This window comes from Dactylosporangium sp. NBC_01737, assembly GCF_035963215.1.
Lineage (GTDB): Bacteria > Actinomycetota > Actinomycetes > Mycobacteriales > Micromonosporaceae > Dactylosporangium.
Genome location: NZ_CP109153.1, coordinates 560498 through 576673 on the forward strand (window position 1 = coordinate 560498; position 16176 = coordinate 576673).

A 16176-nucleotide genomic window follows, 5' to 3' on the forward strand; every position below is an offset into this window, starting at 1 on the left:
CAAGCGATACGTGCGGCGGGGGGAAGCGGTCGCGGTCACGCCGCTATGCAATCACGACCGTCCGACAGTTCCTCCGAGGAGGCTCGCTTCCAGCAGGTCGAGTGACTCCGCCACGTCGCGGGACACCAGCAGCATCGAGATCGCCGACGGGCGGACGAACTCCTGGGCGGCGAGGCCGCGCAGCCAGTCGAGCAGCCCGGCGTAGAAGCCGTCCGCGTCGAACAGCAGCACCGGCTTGCGGTGCAGGTCGAGCGTGGCCGTGGTCCACACCTCGAACAGCTCGTCGAGGGTGCCGAGCCCGCCGGGCAGGACCACGAACGCGTCCGCCCTCTCGATCATCAGGGTCTTGCGCGAGGCCATGCCGTCGGTGACGACGAGCTCGTCGGACTTGGTGTCGGCGACCTCCAGGTCGACCAGCAGCTGCGGGATCACGCCGTACGTGCGGCCACCGCCGTCGCGGGTGCCGTCGGCGACGGCGCCCATCATGCCGACGCAGCCGCCGCCGGAGACCAGCTCGTGGCCGCGGCGGCCGATCTCGAGCCCCAGGTCGTGCGCGAGGTCGAGCCAGCGCCGGTCGAGCCGCTGTGAGGAGGCGCAGAACACGCCGATCGACGCCATCAGCCGCTCGCCCCGCGGGCGGTGCGGCGGGCGGAGGCGGCCTCGAGGTCTTCCGCGCCGGCCTCGATGATGTGCCGGACCGCCTCGTCGACGTCGTCGGTGAGGAACAGCAGGCTGAGGTCCTCGGGGCCGATCTTGCCGTCGGCCTGCATGGTGTCGCGGATCCAGTCGACCAGGCCCCGCCAGTACGCGGTGCCCATCAGCACCACCGGGAAGCGGGTGACCTTCTTGGTCTGCACCAGGGTCACCGCCTCGAACAGCTCGTCCAGGGTGCCGAAGCCGCCGGGCAGCACCACGAACGCCTGCGCGTACTTGACGAACATCGTCTTGCGGGCGAAGAAGTACCGGAAGTCGATGCCGAGCTCGACCCACTCGTTGAGGCCCTGCTCGAACGGCAGCTCGATACCGAGCCCGACCGACAGCCCGCCGGCCTCCGCGGCGCCCTTGTTGGCCGCCTCCATGACCCCGGGACCGCCGCCGGTGATGACCGCGTAGCCGGCCCGCGCGAGCGCCCCGCCGAGGTCCTCGCCGAGCTTCCACTCGGGGCTGTCGGCCTTGCTGCGCGCCGAGCCGAAGACGCTCACGGACGGCGGCAGGTCGGCGAGGGTGTCGAAGCCCTCGACGAACTCGCTCAGGATCCGCAGCGCCCGCCAGGCGTCCTTCGTCTTCCACTCGCTGCGCAGGTGCGAGTCGAGGAGCCGCTGGTCTGCGGTACTCAGCGGAATCGAGTCGCGGCGCAGCGTCACCGGCCCGCGGTGCCGCTCGGGGGGCTGGCTGGTCCTACCCTCGGTCATGGCCCCCACGGTACGTGGATCTCATGATGCAATGCAGCGATGGGGCGGCGCTGGGGGCTGGTGGCCGCGCTGGCGGCGCTCTTCGCCACCGGCGCTGCCGGGGTCTGGCTCGGCTCGGGCGCCCCCACCGCGACGAGCAGCTCGCAGGCGGCACCCCCGTCCGGCACGCCGTCGCCCTCCCCGCCGGCCTCGGCCTCCCCGTCGCCGTCACCTTCGCCGTCGTTGTTCCCGTCGCCGGTGCCGACCTCGCCGGCGGTCACCGCGGTCCCGGCCCGCGGCAACGGGCAGTTCACCTACAGCGGCACCGGCGGCGAGCGGGCCGGCACCGCCGGGCGCCTGGTGCGGTACACCGTCGCGGCCGAGCAGGGATCGGGGGTCGACGCGGAGGAGTTCGCGGTGGCCGTACACCGGACCCTGGCGGACCCGAGAAGCTGGATCGCGGGCGGGCGGGTCTCCTTCCAGCGGGTGCCCGCCGGGCAGCAGAGCGAGCTGACGGTGCACCTGGCGACCCCGGGCACGACCGACACGATGTGCGCGAAGCGGGGCGTGCGCACCCGCGGCGAGGTCTCCTGCCGCGGCGGGCGGGACGTGATCATCAACCTGAAGCGATGGCAGCTCGGCGTCGCGTGGTACCCGCAGCTGGCCGACTACCGCGACATGGTCGTCAACCACGAGGTCGGGCACTTCCTCGGCAACGGTCACGTGGTCTGCCCCCGCAAGGGCGCCCCGGCGCCGGTCATGGCGCGGCAGACGTTCGGCCTGGAGGGGTGCGCGCGCAACCCGTGGCCGTATCCGGACGGGCGCACCTACGTGACCGGCCCGCCCGCCCCGCGGTGATTAGGCCGAACGTCGCGCTTCGGTGAGAAATCAGGTGCAGACGGCAACGTTTGCCGGTGTCATCGCGTCGTACCCGATATACCGGACGGCAAGGTGTAGGGGGTGACCGGTATGACACGTGCGGATCACGATCGTCGCAAGCGGCAGATGAACCGGCGGATCCGTGAGGTCCTCGCGGTGCGCCGCATGCTGGCCGCGATGGACCCGCAGGTCGAGCCCCCGGAGTCGTCAACGTGCGACCGCTGACGGAAGTTACGGCCTCGCGGTGAGCCAGCGCCGGACCACGTCGGCACCCTCGACGATCTTGTCGATCTCGACGTGCTCGTCCTGCTTGTGCGCGAGGTTCGGGTCGCCGGGGCCGTAGTTGAGCGCCGGGACGCCGAGGGTGGCGAACCTGGCGACGTCGGTCCAGCCGAGCTTCGCGCGCGGCGGCCGGCCGATCGCGGCGAGGAACTCCCTGGCGGGCGGCGCGTCCAGGCCCGGCAGCGCACCCGGCGCCGAGTCGACGACCTCCAGATCGAAGCCCGCGAGCACGTCCCGCACGTGCGCCGCGGCCTGCTCCTCCGAGCGGTCCGGCGCGAACCTGAAGTTGACCTCGACCACGCACTCGTCGGGGATGACGTTGCCGGCGACGCCGCCGCTCACCCTGACCGCGTTGAGCCCCTCACGGAACTCACACCCGTCGATGATGACCGTGCGCGGCTCGTACGCCAGCAGCCGCTGCAGCACAGGGGCGGCCTTGTGGATCGCGTTGTCGCCGAGCCACGAGCGTGCCGAGTGCGCCCGCCTGCCGCTGGTGCGGGCGAGGACCCGCAGGGTGCCCTGGCAGCCGGCCTCGACGAGGCCGTGCGTCGGCTCCAGCAGCAACGCGAACGACGCGTCCGTCAGCAGCCCCGGCCGGCTGTCGGCGAGGATCTTCAGCCCGTTGCGCGCCGAGTCGACCTCCTCGCATTCGTAGAAGACGTAGGTGACGTCGTGCCGCGGCTCGGCCTCGGTGACGGCCAGGTGCAGCGCGATCGCCGTGCCCGCCTTCATGTCCGACGTGCCGCAGCCGTGCAGCAGGTTGCCCTCGGTCCGCGACGGCCAGTTGTCGTTGAGCGGCACCGTGTCCAGGTGCCCGGCGAGCACGACCCGCTCCGCGCGGCCCAGCTCGGTGCGCGCGACGATCGTGTGCCCGAAGCGCTCCACCTTCAGCGCCGTGTCGCTCAGCGCGTGCTGCACCTGGTCGGCGATGTCCGCCTCGTTGCCGGACACCGACTCGATGTCGACGAGGGCGCGGGTCAGGGCGACGGGGTCGGCGAGCACGTCACGGGAAAGCATGCCCCATACCCTAGATGCGGTAGCGTTCGACCACGTGACGACCGCCTACATCGACTCCCCCGCCTGGGGACTTGGCCTGGCCACCGTGACCGGATCCGGGCAGGTGCTGGACACCTGGTTCCCCGCCGGTCAGCTCGGCCTCGGCGCGCTGCCGGACCTGCCGCCCGTTGTCGAGCTTCCCACCGCCGGGCCGCTTCCCTCGCTGTCCGTCGAGGTGGTCCGGGTCGTGATCGGCTCGCTCGGCGACGCCCCGGCCTCCACCGCCGACGCGTATCTGCGGCTGCACCTGCTCTCCCACCGGCTGATCCAGCCGCACCAGGCCAACCTGGACGGGCAGTTCGGCCTGCTGGCCAACGTCGCGTGGACGTCGGCCGGCCCGTGCCTGCCGGAGCAGGTCGACGAGCTGCGCCTCGCCGAGCGCCTCGCCGGGCGGCGGCTCAACGTCTTCGGCATCGACAAGTTCCCGCGGATGGTCGACTACGTCACCCCGTCCGGTGTCCGCATCGCCGACGCCGACCGGGTCCGGCTCGGCGCCCACCTGGCACCCGGCACGACCGTCATGCACGAGGGCTTCGTGAACTTCAACGCCGGCACCCTCGGCACCTCGATGGTCGAGGGGCGCATCTCCGCGGGCGTGGTCGTCGGCGACGGCACCGACGTCGGCGGCGGCTCCTCGATCATGGGCACCCTCTCGGGCGGCGGCAAGGAGATCATCCGCCTCGGCGAGCGCTGCCTGCTGGGCGCCAACGCGGGCATCGGCATCTCGCTCGGCGACGACTGCGTCGTGGAGGCGGGCTGCTACATCACGGCGGGCTCGAAGCTCACCCTGCCCGACGGCACCGTGGTCAAGGCCCGCGAGCTGTCCGGCGTGCCCAACCTGCTGTTCATCCGCAACTCGGTCTCCGGCCGCCTGGAGGTCCGCGAGCGGGCGGGCCGCGGCATCGAGCTCAACGCCGCGCTGCACGCCAACTGAGGTTCCTGGCCTTCGGGCGGCGGGCTTGCACCCGCCGCCCGCTCAGCTCAGGCGTTTGGCGGCTTCGGTGATGCGTCCGTCCGTCGCGGTCAGGGCTGCCCTGACGTGCCGGTGGCCGTCGGGGCCGTAGAACGCGCCGGGGGCGGTCAGGATGCCACGCTCGGCGAGCCAGGCGACCGTGTCCCAGGAGTCCTCGCCGCGGGTCAGCCACAGATACAGGCCGGCCTCGGAGTGCTCGACGGTGAAGCCCGCGCCCTCGAACGCCTCACGCAGGATCGCCCTGCGGGATGCATACCGGTCGCGCTGCTCCTGCACGTGGTCCTCGTCGCCGAGCGCGGCCACCATCGCGGCCTGGACCGGGGCGGGGACGATCATGCCGGCGTGCTTGCGCACGGCGAGCAGCTCGTCGACCAGTGCCGGGTCGCCGGCGACGAACCCGGCGCGGTATCCGGCCAGGTTGGAACGCTTCGACAGCGAGTGCACCGCGAGCACGTTGTCGAAGCGGCCGTCGCAGACCGACAGGATCGAGACCGGCTCGGCCTCCCACGGCAGCGGCAGGTAGCACTCGTCGCTGGCCACGACCGCGCCGCGCTCGCGGGCCCAGTCGACGACCTTGCGCAGGTGGGCGGGGGGCAGCACGCGACCCGTCGGGTTGGACGGCGAGTTGACCCACACCAGGCGGACCCGGGCCGGGCCGAGCGACGTCAGCGAGTCGGAGCGGACCACGGTCGCGCCGCTGAGCTGCACGCCGACCTCATACGTCGGGTAGCAGACCGGCGGGATGACCACGGTGTCACCGGGACCGAGCCCGAGCAGCGTCGGCAGCCACGCGACCAGCTCCTTCGAGCCGATCGTGGGCAGCACCCCGAAGCCGTCGCCCGCGGGCGCGCACCAGCGGGTCACCCAGGCGCGGATCGCGGCCCGCAGCTCGGGCGTGCCCGCCGTCAGCGGATAGCCGGGCGAGTCCGACGCCGCCGAGAGGGCAGCACGGATCGCCGCGGGCACCGGGTCGACGGGCGTGCCGATCGACAGGTCGACGAGGCCGCCGGGGTGGCCGGCAGCCCTGGCTTTGGCCGGCTCCAGCCGGTCCCACGGGAAATCCGGGAGCCCGGCAGCGAGCGCACGCCGGGCTCCGGGCGGGACGGTGCCGGTCAGTGGTCGTGCTCCTGCGGCGGCAGGCCCGCGACGAACGTCGCGTCCTTCTCGACCTTGCCGACCTTCGAGGCGCCACCGGGCGAGCCCAGCTCGTCGAAGAACGTGTAGTTGGCGCCGACGAAGTCCTTCCACTTCTCCGGGACGTCGTCCTCGTAGAAGATCGCTTCGACCGGGCACACCGGCTCGCAGGCACCACAGTCGACGCACTCATCCGGGTGGATGTAGAGCATGCGGTTGCCCTCGTAGATGCAGTCGACAGGGCACTCCTCGATGCACGCCTTGTCGAGCAGGTCCACGCAAGGTTCGGCGATGATGTATGTCACGGGTCGCCCTCTTTCGCGCCTGAGGCTGCCAACGTGGTTGGCGAACCCCGCCGCATCCCTACCGCGGCGGTACGAGCCTAGTATCCCGTCCGACTGGAGGTGCAGCGTGCTCGGTCCACTGCACGTGGGAAGTCGGGTCGTGGTGCGCCGCATCGTGGGACATCGCGGCGATCGGCCCGTCTACTCGGACATTCTGGGCCACCTTGTCGAGTCTACCGAGACACATCTCACAGTGCGTACCCGAAACGGCGCCGTCCGCGTTCCAACCGCTGAGATCCACCGGGCCAAGGAGGTGCCGGACCGGCGCCGCCTGACCCCGACCGAGGCGCTCGAGGTGGCCGCGGCGGCCGGCTGGCCCGCCGGGGAACGCGACCAGCTCGGCGACTGGCTCCTGCGCGCCACCGACGGCTGGACCATGCGGGGCAACTCCGCGCTGGCGGTCGGCGACCCGGACCTGCCGCTCCCCGCCGCCGTCGACGCGGTCACGCGCTGGTACCAGGAGCGCGGCCTGCTGCCGGCGATGAGCGTGCCGCTGCCGCTCTTCCAGCGCGTCGACGCCGAGCTGGAGCGCCGCGGCTGGACGGCGATGCCGCTGACGCTGCTCATGACGGCCCGGCTGGCCGACCTGGCCGCCGCCGTGGACGAGCGGGTCACCCTCGCCACCGCGCCGTCGGCGCAGTGGCTGACCGCGGTCGCCGGCCGGAAGGGCCCGCTGCCCGAGTCCGCGCTCGGCGTCCTCACCGGCGTGCCCCAGGTGCGCTTCGCCACCCTCCGCGAAGCCGACCCACGCTTCGCCACCCATCGCGACGCCGGCGGTGCGCACGACGCGGGCGGGGCGTTGCTGGCGACCGGCCGGGGCTGTATCGCCGACCCCGAGGGCCGCTGGCTGGGGCTGGCGCTGATCGGCACCGAGGAGCACGCCCGGCGCCGGGGGCTCGCCCAGCGGGTCATCGCGACGCTCGTCGCGTGGGGCGCCGAGGCGGGCGCCACCGACGCGTACCTGCAGGTCGAGCAGCGCAACACGGGAGCCGTCGCCCTCTACGAGAAGCTCGGCTTCACCACGCACCACGTCTACCAGACGCGATACCTGGCCGCCGGCTAGCGGCGCACGACGCGGCGGGGCTTGGTGCTGGTCCGGTCGATGTACCGCTTCCAGGACTGCGACCGGTAGTCCAGCCCGAACGTCATCAGCGCGAGAACGCCCAGGACCGCGCCGATCGCGGACAGGCCGACGAAGTAGAAGAACTGGCGGAAGACCAGGCCCACCCCGTTGCCGAACGGGGTCGCGCCCGACACGAACGGGCCGACCAGCACCGCGAGGACGCACGCGGCGACGACGGCGATGCCGAGGTCGGCCACGACGCGGAGCATCGGGTGGCGTCGCCCATACCAGAACGCGACGGGGATCATCACCGCGCCGACCGCGAACAGCGCCCACAGGCCGATCGTGATCTGCTTGTCGTCGTCACCGTCGGCGGCGAACCGCACGACGAGCCGGGCCACGATGTTGACGAGGAAGAGTGCCCCCGCGACGAGGCCGACCGGCAGCCACCGCTCCTTCATGCCACGCCTCCGCTGGTGCTCGTCCGTCGCGCGCCGCCCAGGGTCACGGACGGTGCGGGAACGTGTCTACCTGTCCACGCTCCGTGGCGCAAGAGGAGTTGCCTTGGAGTTCGCTGTGGCGGCGGTCCGGTGGCGCAGCGCGGACACATAGATGCCGATGGCGAAAGCGAGCGGACCGGTGAACAGGGTCAGCAGCCCGACCCAGTTGTCGTCGGTGATGAGCAGGTCACCTTCGGTGGTGCGGCCGGCGGCGAGGATCCACACGACGCACCAGGCGCCGGCGGGCAGCAGCGCCGCGAACCGCCGTCCGGTCGTCGTGAACGCGAACCAGCCGAGCAGCGGGTTGGTCACCAGCGCCAGGATCAGCGAGAGGGGAACCCGCATGTTGCCCTTGCCGGGGCCGGACAGCCCGAAGTCGGAGACGTGCAGCGGGGCGAGGAACGCCTCGAAGACGGCCAGGACGACCGCCAGGAGGACGGCGACGACCAGCCCACCGATCGTGATCGTGATGTCGAGCGGGCCGCCGGGCCGGTGCGACCTACCCGCGTCGGCCGCCACTCCAGGCACGGTGAACCCACCGTCGGGCGCGTGGGGATCGGCACCGTCAACCGTCACCGCGTCAGGCCCCGCGTCAGGCCCGGCGTCCGCCGATCCGCCGGCGAACCCGGCCGAGGGCACGTCGGCCACGGCCGGCGGCAAGCTCTCAGACTGATCCACCACCGCGGCGCCGTCCGCGGCCTCCACCGGCGGCTGCCCGGTCCGCGCCGCGGTCCCTGCCTTGCGCTTCGTCACGATGCCGCGGTCTCCAGCTGCGGGACGACCGCTTCGACGTCGAGGCCGGCGAAGAGGTCCTCCTCCCAGCCGTGCGGACCCACGCCGGGCCCCTTGACCCCGCGGGCGAGCTGGTAATACTCCACGCCCATGAACTCGGCGCCGAAGTTGCCCGCGATCGCGAACAGCCACGACGACGGCGGGATCTGCGTGGCGTGGGCACGCAGTGCGGCGGTCTTCTCCTCGGCGAACTCGTGCCCGTCCAGCCGCGCCGCGATCTCGTGGTCCGGGGTGCCGAACGGCAGGTCCTCGGGCTTCTCCACGTCGGCGAACGGGTTGTCGGACGAGTCGCGGAACTCCGCCATGCCCGCCTCCAGGACACTGCGCGGCACCGCGGTCCAATAGACCTTCGCCGGCGCGATCCTCTCGGCGTCGGCCAGCTCGACCGCCCGCATCAGCACCCGGTGCGCCTGGATGTGGTCGGGGTGACCGTAGAAGCCGTTGGGGTCATAGGTGACCGCGACCTGCGGGCGGACCTCGCGGATCACGTCGAGCAGCTCGGCCGCGGCGACGTCCAGGTCGGCGCCCCAGAAGGCGCGGGGGTGCTCGTTGGGCGGGGTGTCCATCATCCCGGAGTCGCGGTAGCGCCCCGCGCCGCCGAGGAACCGGTGGTCGGTGACGCCGAGGCGGCGGCACGCCTCCTCCAGCTCCGCGATGCGGTAGCCGCCGAGCTGGTCGGCGGCGCCCGCGGCGAGCCCGGCGAGCTCGGGCCGGTGGATCTCGCCCTCCTCGCCGAGGGTGCACGTGACCAGGGTCACGTGCGCGCCGACGGCCGCATAATGGGCCATCGTCGCGCCGGTCCCCATCGACTCGTCGTCGGGGTGCGCGTGGACGAAAAGGATGCTCCGAGCACTCACAGCGCCAACTCTACGACGTGCGTATGACACTTCCCCCGCGGCGCGGCGCCCGTGGAGCATGACAATTGCGCCGCTTCGGGTAAACATTCACCGGTGGACTATCCGGAGTTGGCCGCGCGCACCAGACGCTTCTCCTACGGCGCACCCCGCGCCGTGACGGTGACCTCCGACGGTGCGCGGGTGGTGTTCCTGCGCTCGTCCGGGCCCGAGGACAGCAGTGACGCGCTGTGGGTGTACGACGTGGCGACCCGCTCCGAGCGCCGCCTGGCGGACCCGGCGGCGCTGCTGGGCGACGACGTCGACCTGCCCCCGGCGGAGCGGGCGCTGCGTGAGCGGCTGCGGCTCTCGGCGGGCGGGATCGGGTCCTACGCGATGGACGGCGCCGGTGTGATGGCCGTCTTCCCGCTCGGTGGCCGGTTGTTCCGCGTCGACCTGCTGACCGGCGACCTCACCGAGCTGCGCACGGCCGGCCCCGCCGTCGACCCGCGTCCGGACCCGGCGGGGCGCCGGGTGGCGTACGTGACCGGCGGTGCGCTGCGGGTCATCGAGCCCGACGGCACCGACGCGGTCCTCGCCGGCGAGGAGGGTGTGACCTGGGGTCTGGCGGAGTTCATCGGCGCCGAGGAGTTCCACCGCTTCCGGGGGTACTGGTGGGCGCCTGACGGCCGCAGCATCCTCACCGCGCGGATCGACGAGTCGAGGGTGCCCCGCTGGCACCTGCACGACCCGTCGCAGCCGGACCAGCCGCCGACCACGGTGGCGTATCCGCACGCCGGCGCCTCCAACGCGAAGGTCACGCTGCACGTGCTCGACCTGGACGGCGGCTGGGTGGATGTGCACTGGGACCGGGAGACGTACCCGTACCTGGTGGACGCCTCCTGGACGGAGCAGGGCGGCCCGCTGCTCACCGTGCTGCGCCGCCTGCAGCAGCACGGCCTGGTGATCGCGGTCGACCCGCGCACCGGTGAGACACAGGTGCACGCGGAGCTCGCCGACCCGCGCTGGGTCGAGCCGGTCCCCGGCACCCCGCAGCACCTGGCCGACGGCCGGGTCCTCGTCGGCGGTGAGCTGGCCCACGACGGCTACGACTCGCGCTGCCTGTTCGCCGACGGCAGCCTGCTGACCCCGCCCAGCCTGTACGTGCGGCGGGTCGCCGGACGGCTCGGCGCCGACCTGGTCGTGGAGGCCAGCGAGGGCGAGCCCAGTGAGCAGCACATCTTCCGCATCCCGGTCTCGCACGCCGGCGCGCAGGCGCAGCGGCTGACGACCGAGCCCGGCTGGCACGTCGCCCACGCCGCCGGCCGCACGGTGGTGATCGGGTCGCAGACCCTCGAGCACGCCGGCTGGCAGTACACCGTCCGCCATGACGACGCGGTGATCGGGACCATCCCGTCGCTGGCCGCGACCCCGCCCTTCGCGCCGAGACCCGTCCTGGAGCGGGTCACGGACCGGCAGCTGCCGACCGCCGTGCTCTACCCGCGCGGCCACGTCGCGGGGCGCAAGCTGCCGGTGCTCGTGGCGATCTACGGCGGCCCCGGCCATCAGGAGGTCATCGCGGCGCGCGCCCGCTGGCTGGAGAAGCAGTGGTGGGCCGACGGCGGGTTCGCGGTCGTCACGATCGACAACCGGGGCACGCCGGGCGTGTCACCGAGCTTCGAGAAGGCGATCCACCGCCGCTTTTCCGACGTGATCCTCACCGACCAGGTCGACGCACTGCAGGCCCTCGCGGAGAAGCACCCGGACCTGGACCTGGACCGGGTCGCGATCCGCGGCTGGTCCTTCGGCGGCTGGCTGTCCGCGCTCGCGGTCCTGCGCCGCCCGGACGTCTACCACTGTGCGGTCGTCGGCGCCCCGGTGACCGACTGGACGCTGTATGACACCGCGTACACCGAGCGGTATCTGGGGCTGCCCTCGGACGCGCCGGAGGTGTACGGCCACAACTCGCTGGTCGAGCTGGCGGCGGAGCCGCCCGTGCGCCCGGAGGAGGCCCGCCCGATGCTGCTCGTGCACGGTCTCGTCGACGACAACGTGGTCGCGGCGCACACCCTGCGGCTGTCGGCGGCGCTGCTGGGCTCCGGCCGGCCGCACTCGATGATCCCGCTGACCGGCGCGACCCACATGGCCGCCGGTGGCCTCGCCGAGAAGCTGCTGCGCATCGAGCTGGACTTCATCAGGCGATCCGTACCGTGACGTCGCCGCCGAGGCGCCCGTCCCTCGGGTGCCTGGTCACCGCGCCGCTCTGCAGCAGCGCGGTGATCACCTTGACCGCGTCGGCGGCGCGGTAGACCGTCTCCGTGAGCGCGTAGCGCTTCAGCTCGGTGACGGTGCGCTCCCCGTCGCGCAGGTGTGCCAGCAGTTCCCGCCGCAGCGCGCCCGGGTTCGGCTCGAGGGTGATGTCCATCAGGTGACCTTCGGGGTCGTTCGGGTCGCGGTACCGCACGCCCGCGTACTCGTCCAGCGCCCACATCTCGTTCTTGAACGCCTCGAGGCTCTTCGCCGACCGGGTGCCGAACCCGATCGTGCGCTCGGCGTCGCCTTCCACCAGCGTCACCGCGGCGGTGAGGTCGAAGACGCGCATCCGCTCCCGGGGGACGTCGACGGTGAGCGCCTCGGCGGGCTTGCCGGTCGCGACGACCGCCGGGTCGATCCCGTCGATCATCGACAGCAGCGGGCCGGAGTGGGCGCCGAGTGCCTTCAGCATCACCGCCGCCGATCCGGCCATCACGTGCAGCGACAGCTCCGGTGGCGTCCGCAGCTCCCGCTGTACGGCGTCGAGCCGCCGCTGCAGGTCGCCGACCTCCGGCGCCACGAACAGCAGCGTGAGCCGGCGCCGCTTCAGCCGGTCGCCGAACTCGGCGCATGCGCGCACCGCCGCCTCCGCGACGTCACCGTCCAGGTCCGTCGCCGACGCCTGCAGGAACGTCGCCCCGTGCGGCGAGTGCACCGCACCCGGCACCCACAGGTCGAGGTGACGCACGAGCAGCTCACGGGTGACACCTGCGATGGACATGCTCCCTTTGTACTGGAAGCGGTAGCGTTTCCGGCATGACTGCAGTGCTCGGCAGCGACGAGGTGGCGACCGCCCTGGCTCATCTGAGCGGGTGGGCCGGCGACGTCGAGGGGATCGAACGGTCCGTGACCGCGGAGACCTTCCTCGACGGGATCCGCCTGGTGGCGGAGGTGGCGCACGTGGCCGAACAGGCCGACCACCACCCCGACATCGACATCCGCTGGCGGACGGTGACGTTCCGCCTCAGCACCCACAGCGCCGGCGGCGTGACTCAGAAGGACATCACCCTCGCCCGGCAGATCAACGAGTTGATCGGGTAGGTCACGCCCGGACAAAGGGTCCGAATGTCGTACCCGGTCGGTAGGGTCCAACCATGACCCACTTCGACGTGGCGAGCGCGGCCGTCGAGGCGGCCCTTGCCGCCGGCGCCCGGTATGCCGACGCGCGCGTGATGCACCGGCGGTCCGAATCGATGAGCGCGCGCAACGGTGAGATCGAGGACCTGAGCCAGTCCGAGGACGCCGGGGTCGGCGTGCGGGCGCTGGTCGGGTCGAGCTGGGGCTTCTTCGCGGTGCCCGACCTGGGGCGCGACGCGGCGCGGCGGGCGGGCGAGCGGGCCACCGCGATCGCGCGGGCGTCCGCGTCGGTGCCGGCGCCCGCCGTCGACCTGGTCGAGGTGGAGGCGCGCACGGACTCGTGGGCGAGCGCCTGCGAGGTCGACCCGCTCGGCGTGGCCCTGTCGACCAAGGGTGACCTGCTCACGGGCGCGACGGCGGAGGCGCACAAGGGCGGCGCCGACATCGCCGAGGGGATCTACCAGATCTGGGACACGCGCAAGTGGTTCGTGTCGTCCCAGGGGCACCGCATCGACCAGCACATCCGCGAGTCGGGTGCGGGGATCTCCGCGACGGTGATCGGCGACGGCGAGACCCAGCGGCGCTCCTATCCGTCCTATCGCGGGCAGTATGGGACCAGGGGCTGGGAGCTGGTCGACGAGCTGGACCTGACGGCGCACGCGGCGCGCATCGCCGACGAGGCGCGGGCGCTACTCACGGCGCCGCAGTGCCCGGCGGGCGAGACGACGCTGATCCTGGGCAGCGAGCAGATGGCGCTGCAGATCCACGAGTCGGTGGGGCACGCGATCGAGCTGGACCGGATCCTCGGCTGGGAGGCGGCGTTCGCCGGCACCAGCTGGCTCGACCTGGCGAAGCTCAACCAGCTGCGCTACGGCTCCGAGCTCATGAACATCACGATCGACCCGACGATCCCCGGCGCGCTGGGGTCGTTCGGGTATGACGACGAGGGCACGCCGGCGCGGCCGCGGCACGCGGTGCGCGACGGGATCTGGGTCGGCACCCTCGCGGGGCGTGACTCGGCCGCGGTCGCCGGCCTGGACTATGCGGGCAGCGTGCGGTCCGACGGCTGGGCACGGCTGCCGATGGTGCGGATGACCAACGTCGGGCTGGCCCCCGGGCCGCACAGCCTGGAGGAGATGATCGCCTCGACCGCCGACGGCGTGCTGATGGACTTCAACCGGTCCTGGTCGATCGACGACAAACGGCTCAACTTCCAGTTCGGCTGCGAGATCGGCTGGGAGATCAAGGACGGCAAGCTGGGCCGGATGCTGCGCAACCCGACCTACACGGGCATCGGGCCACGGTTCTGGGGGTCGATGGACATGCTGGGCTCCGAGATCACGGCGTGGGGCACGCCCAACTGCGGCAAGGGCCAGCCCGGCCAGATCGGGCACACCGGCCACCCGGCCGCCGCGGCCCGCTTCCAGAACGTGCGGGTGGGGGTCCGAGGATGACCGCCCTGGACCGTATCGGAGGTGGCGGCATGAGCGGCCCGCAGCGCAGCGCAGGGACCGCTCATCAGGGGCGCAGTGTTGGCTCAGGCCGACGCCGGAGCGAAGCGGAGGGGGCGGCATGAGCGGCCCGCAGCGCAGCGCAGGGACCGCTCATCAGGGGCGCAGTGTTGGCTCAGGCCGACGCCGGAGCGAAGCGGAGGGGGCGGCATGAGCGGCCCGCAGCGCAGCGCAGGGACCGCTCATCAGGGGCACAGTGTTGGCTCAGGCCGACGCCGGAGCGAAGCGGAGGGGCGGCATGAGCGGCCCGCAGCGCAGCGCAGGGACCGCTCATCAGGGGCACAGTGTTGGCTCAGGCCGACGCCGGAGCGAAGCGGAGGGGCGGCATGAGCGGCCCGCAGCCAGCGCAGGGACCGCTCATCAGGGGCACAGTGTTGGCTCAGGCCGACGCCGGAGCGAAGCGGAGGGGCGGCATGAGCGGCCCGCAGCGCAGCGCAGGGACCGCTCATCAGGGGCACAGTGTTGGCTCAGGCCGACGCCGGAGCGAAGCGGAGGGGGCGGCATGAGCGGCCCGCAGCGCAGCGCAGGGACCGCTCATCAGGGGCACAGTGTTGGCTCAGGCCGACGCCGGAGCGAAGCGGAGGGGGCGGCATGAGCGGGACCGATCTCGCGGCGCAGGTGTTGAAGCTGGTCGACGACGGGGTCGAGGCGGAGGTGGTGGTCGAGCGGGCGGCGCTGTCGCTGACGCGGTTCGCCAACTCCTACATCCACCAGAACGTCGCCGACGAGACCACCACCGTGCGGCTGCGGCTGCACGCCGACGGCAGGACCGCGACCGCGTCCACCACCGTGACCGACGGGGTGGAGGAGTTCGTGCGCCGCACGGTGGCCTCGATGCGCCTCGCGCCGGCCGACCCGACGTGGCCGGGGCTGGCGCCGAAGGCGCCCATGTCGTTCGAGGGCAACGCCGACGAGGCGACCGCGGCGGCGGCACCCGACGAACGGGCCGCCAGGGTGCGGGCGTTCGTCGAGCAGGCGGCGGGGCTGGAGGTCGCGGGCTACTGCCGGACCTCGGCGACCCGGGTCGTCTACCTCAACTCCGCCGGCCAGCAGGTGCGCGGGGTCCGGACCGCCGCGGCGATGGACGGCATCGCGCGCACCGCCACGTCCGACGGCCTCGCGAGGCTGGCCTCGACACGGCTCGCGGACATCGACGGCGCGGTGCTGGGGGCGCGGGCGGCGGCGAAGGCGCGGGCCGGGGCCGATCCGGTGGAGCTGCCGCCGGGGCGCTATGAGGTGGTCCTGGAGCCGACCGCGGTCGCGGACGTGCTGCAGATGCTCGCCGTCTACGGCTTCAACGCCAAGATGGTGCAGGACCGGCAGTCGTTCCTGGAGCTGGGCGCGGCGCAGTTCGACCCGGCGGTGACGCTGGTCGAGGACGCCACCGCGGCGGACTCGACGGCGCTGCCGTTCGACGTTGAGGGCACCCCGCGGCAGCGGGTGGTGCTGGTCGACGCGGGCGTGTCCAGCGCGGTGGTGCACGACCGCCGGACCGCGGCGAAGGCACAGGCGGCCTCGACGGGGCACGCGATCGCGGGCGGGGCGAGCTTCGGCGCGGTGCCGGCCAGCCTGCGGCTGCTCGCGCACGACGGGCCGGCGCCGGTCGAGGTCGACGGCCCGGCCGCCGACTCGGGGGTGGCGGCGCTGGTCGCCGGGGTCGAGCGGGGCCTGCTGGTGACCGACAACCACTACACCCGGGTCCTGGACCCGCGCACGCTGGTCGTGACCGGGCTGACCCGCAACGGGGTGTGGCTCATCGAGGACGGCGTGGTGACCACGCCGGTGCGCAATTTCCGCTTCACCCAGTCGTATCCGCAGGCCCTGGCACCTGGCGCGGTGCTCGGTGTCGGACCGCGTGCCGTCGAGCTGCCAGGTCCCTGGGCGGAGTCCGGCACATGCGCCCCGGCACTGCGTCTCGCCTCGTGGAACTACACGGGTGGCGCGTCTGGGTGAGGGCGATCACCGGGCGGGCCGGGGCCGCGCGTAACGTGTGCACCGACCACAGATCGGTACATCGGCCCGTCCCTC

17 protein-coding genes are annotated in these 16176 nt (G+C 72.8%); 8 read left to right on the plus strand and 9 right to left on the minus strand.

Annotated features, from left to right (window positions below):
• Positions 1-51: 51 nt before the first annotated feature.
• On the minus strand, positions 52-618 hold the full coding sequence (locus OHA72_RS02535; protein ID WP_327006250.1) for an LOG family protein: 567 nt from the start codon (positions 616-618) through the stop codon (positions 52-54).
• Positions 618-1412 carry an LOG family protein gene (locus OHA72_RS02540; RefSeq protein WP_327006251.1) on the minus strand — a complete coding sequence of 265 codons (795 nt, stop codon included), beginning with the start codon at positions 1410-1412 and terminating at the stop codon, positions 618-620. The genes OHA72_RS02535 and OHA72_RS02540 overlap by 1 nt, the downstream gene beginning before the upstream one ends.
• A gap of 39 nt (positions 1413-1451) precedes the next feature.
• On the opposite strand from OHA72_RS02540, the gene OHA72_RS02545 reads away from it, so the two are divergent.
• Both OHA72_RS02545 and OHA72_RS02550 read left to right on the plus strand, forming a co-directional pair.
• Positions 1452-2249: a DUF3152 domain-containing protein gene (locus OHA72_RS02545; protein ID WP_327006252.1), complete on the plus strand. Its 798-nt coding sequence runs from the start codon at positions 1452-1454 to the stop codon at positions 2247-2249.
• Positions 2250-2360: 111 nt separating this feature from the next.
• Positions 2361-2495: a hypothetical protein gene (locus OHA72_RS02550; protein ID WP_327006253.1), complete on the plus strand. Its 135-nt coding sequence runs from the start codon at positions 2361-2363 to the stop codon at positions 2493-2495.
• Positions 2496-2501: 6 nt separating this feature from the next.
• Here OHA72_RS02550 and dapE read toward each other — a convergent pair whose 3' ends face one another.
• Entirely contained in the window at positions 2502-3569 is a 1068-nt protein-coding gene (dapE, locus tag OHA72_RS02555; protein WP_327006254.1) for a succinyl-diaminopimelate desuccinylase, read from the minus strand.
• A gap of 34 nt (positions 3570-3603) precedes the next feature.
• Here dapE and dapD point away from each other — a divergent pair, with 34 nt between their 5' ends.
• Positions 3604-4542 carry a 2,3,4,5-tetrahydropyridine-2,6-dicarboxylate N-succinyltransferase gene (gene dapD / locus OHA72_RS02560; RefSeq protein WP_327006255.1) on the plus strand — a complete coding sequence of 313 codons (939 nt, stop codon included), beginning with the start codon at positions 3604-3606 and terminating at the stop codon, positions 4540-4542.
• 42 nt (positions 4543-4584) lie between these two features.
• Here dapD and dapC read toward each other — a convergent pair whose 3' ends face one another.
• Together dapC and fdxA are read right to left on the minus strand one after the other, a co-directional pair.
• Positions 4585-5697: a succinyldiaminopimelate transaminase gene (gene dapC, locus OHA72_RS02565; RefSeq protein WP_327011424.1), complete on the minus strand. Its 1113-nt coding sequence runs from the start codon at positions 5695-5697 to the stop codon at positions 4585-4587.
• The gene (gene fdxA / locus OHA72_RS02570) at positions 5694-6020 is read right to left on the minus strand and encodes a ferredoxin (protein WP_239136063.1); all 327 of its coding nucleotides are present in this window, start codon (positions 6018-6020) and stop codon (positions 5694-5696) included. The genes dapC and fdxA overlap by 4 nt, the downstream gene beginning before the upstream one ends.
• Before the next feature lie 106 nt (positions 6021-6126).
• On the opposite strand from fdxA, the gene OHA72_RS02575 reads away from it, so the two are divergent.
• Positions 6127-7122 (plus strand): GNAT family N-acetyltransferase, encoded by a 996-nt coding sequence (locus OHA72_RS02575; RefSeq protein ID WP_442788493.1) that lies wholly within the window; start codon positions 6127-6129, stop codon positions 7120-7122.
• On the opposite strand, the gene OHA72_RS02580 is transcribed toward OHA72_RS02575, so the two are convergent.
• The 3 genes from OHA72_RS02580 to mshB all read right to left on the minus strand — a co-directional run bounded on the left by OHA72_RS02580 (position 7119) and on the right by mshB (position 9220).
• Positions 7119-7583: a hypothetical protein gene (locus OHA72_RS02580; protein WP_327006256.1), complete on the minus strand. Its 465-nt coding sequence runs from the start codon at positions 7581-7583 to the stop codon at positions 7119-7121. The two genes, OHA72_RS02575 and OHA72_RS02580, sit on opposite strands and share 4 nt — an antisense overlap.
• Positions 7584-7649: 66 nt before the next feature.
• Positions 7650-8375 (minus strand): hypothetical protein, encoded by a 726-nt coding sequence (locus tag OHA72_RS02585; RefSeq protein ID WP_327006257.1) that lies wholly within the window; start codon positions 8373-8375, stop codon positions 7650-7652.
• Positions 8372-9220, minus strand: coding sequence for an N-acetyl-1-D-myo-inositol-2-amino-2-deoxy-alpha-D-glucopyranoside deacetylase (gene mshB, locus OHA72_RS02590; protein WP_327011426.1), 849 nt, complete (start codon positions 9218-9220; stop codon positions 8372-8374). Before mshB ends, OHA72_RS02585 begins: the two co-directional genes overlap by 4 nt.
• 144 nt (positions 9221-9364) lie before the next feature.
• On the opposite strand from mshB, the gene OHA72_RS02595 reads away from it, so the two are divergent.
• Positions 9365-11461 carry a S9 family peptidase gene (locus OHA72_RS02595; protein ID WP_327006258.1) on the plus strand — a complete coding sequence of 699 codons (2097 nt, stop codon included), beginning with the start codon at positions 9365-9367 and terminating at the stop codon, positions 11459-11461.
• On the opposite strand, the gene OHA72_RS02600 is transcribed toward OHA72_RS02595, so the two are convergent.
• Positions 11442-12281, minus strand: a complete 840-nt coding sequence (locus OHA72_RS02600) for a hypothetical protein (protein ID WP_327006259.1) — start codon at positions 12279-12281, stop codon at positions 11442-11444. The two genes, OHA72_RS02595 and OHA72_RS02600, sit on opposite strands and share 20 nt — an antisense overlap.
• A gap of 35 nt (positions 12282-12316) precedes the next feature.
• Here OHA72_RS02600 and OHA72_RS02605 point away from each other — a divergent pair, with 35 nt between their 5' ends.
• The 3 genes from OHA72_RS02605 to OHA72_RS02615 all read left to right on the plus strand — a co-directional run bounded on the left by OHA72_RS02605 (position 12317) and on the right by OHA72_RS02615 (position 16101).
• On the plus strand, positions 12317-12601 hold the full coding sequence (locus OHA72_RS02605) for a 4a-hydroxytetrahydrobiopterin dehydratase (RefSeq protein WP_327006260.1): 285 nt from the start codon (positions 12317-12319) through the stop codon (positions 12599-12601).
• A 53-nt stretch (positions 12602-12654) separates the two neighbouring features.
• Complete coding sequence (locus tag OHA72_RS02610) at positions 12655-14091, plus strand: TldD/PmbA family protein (protein WP_327006261.1); 1437 nt, start codon at positions 12655-12657, stop codon at positions 14089-14091.
• 648 nt (positions 14092-14739) lie between these two features.
• Positions 14740-16101 (plus strand): TldD/PmbA family protein, encoded by a 1362-nt coding sequence (locus OHA72_RS02615; protein ID WP_327006262.1) that lies wholly within the window; start codon positions 14740-14742, stop codon positions 16099-16101.
• Positions 16102-16176: the final 75 nt, after the last annotated feature.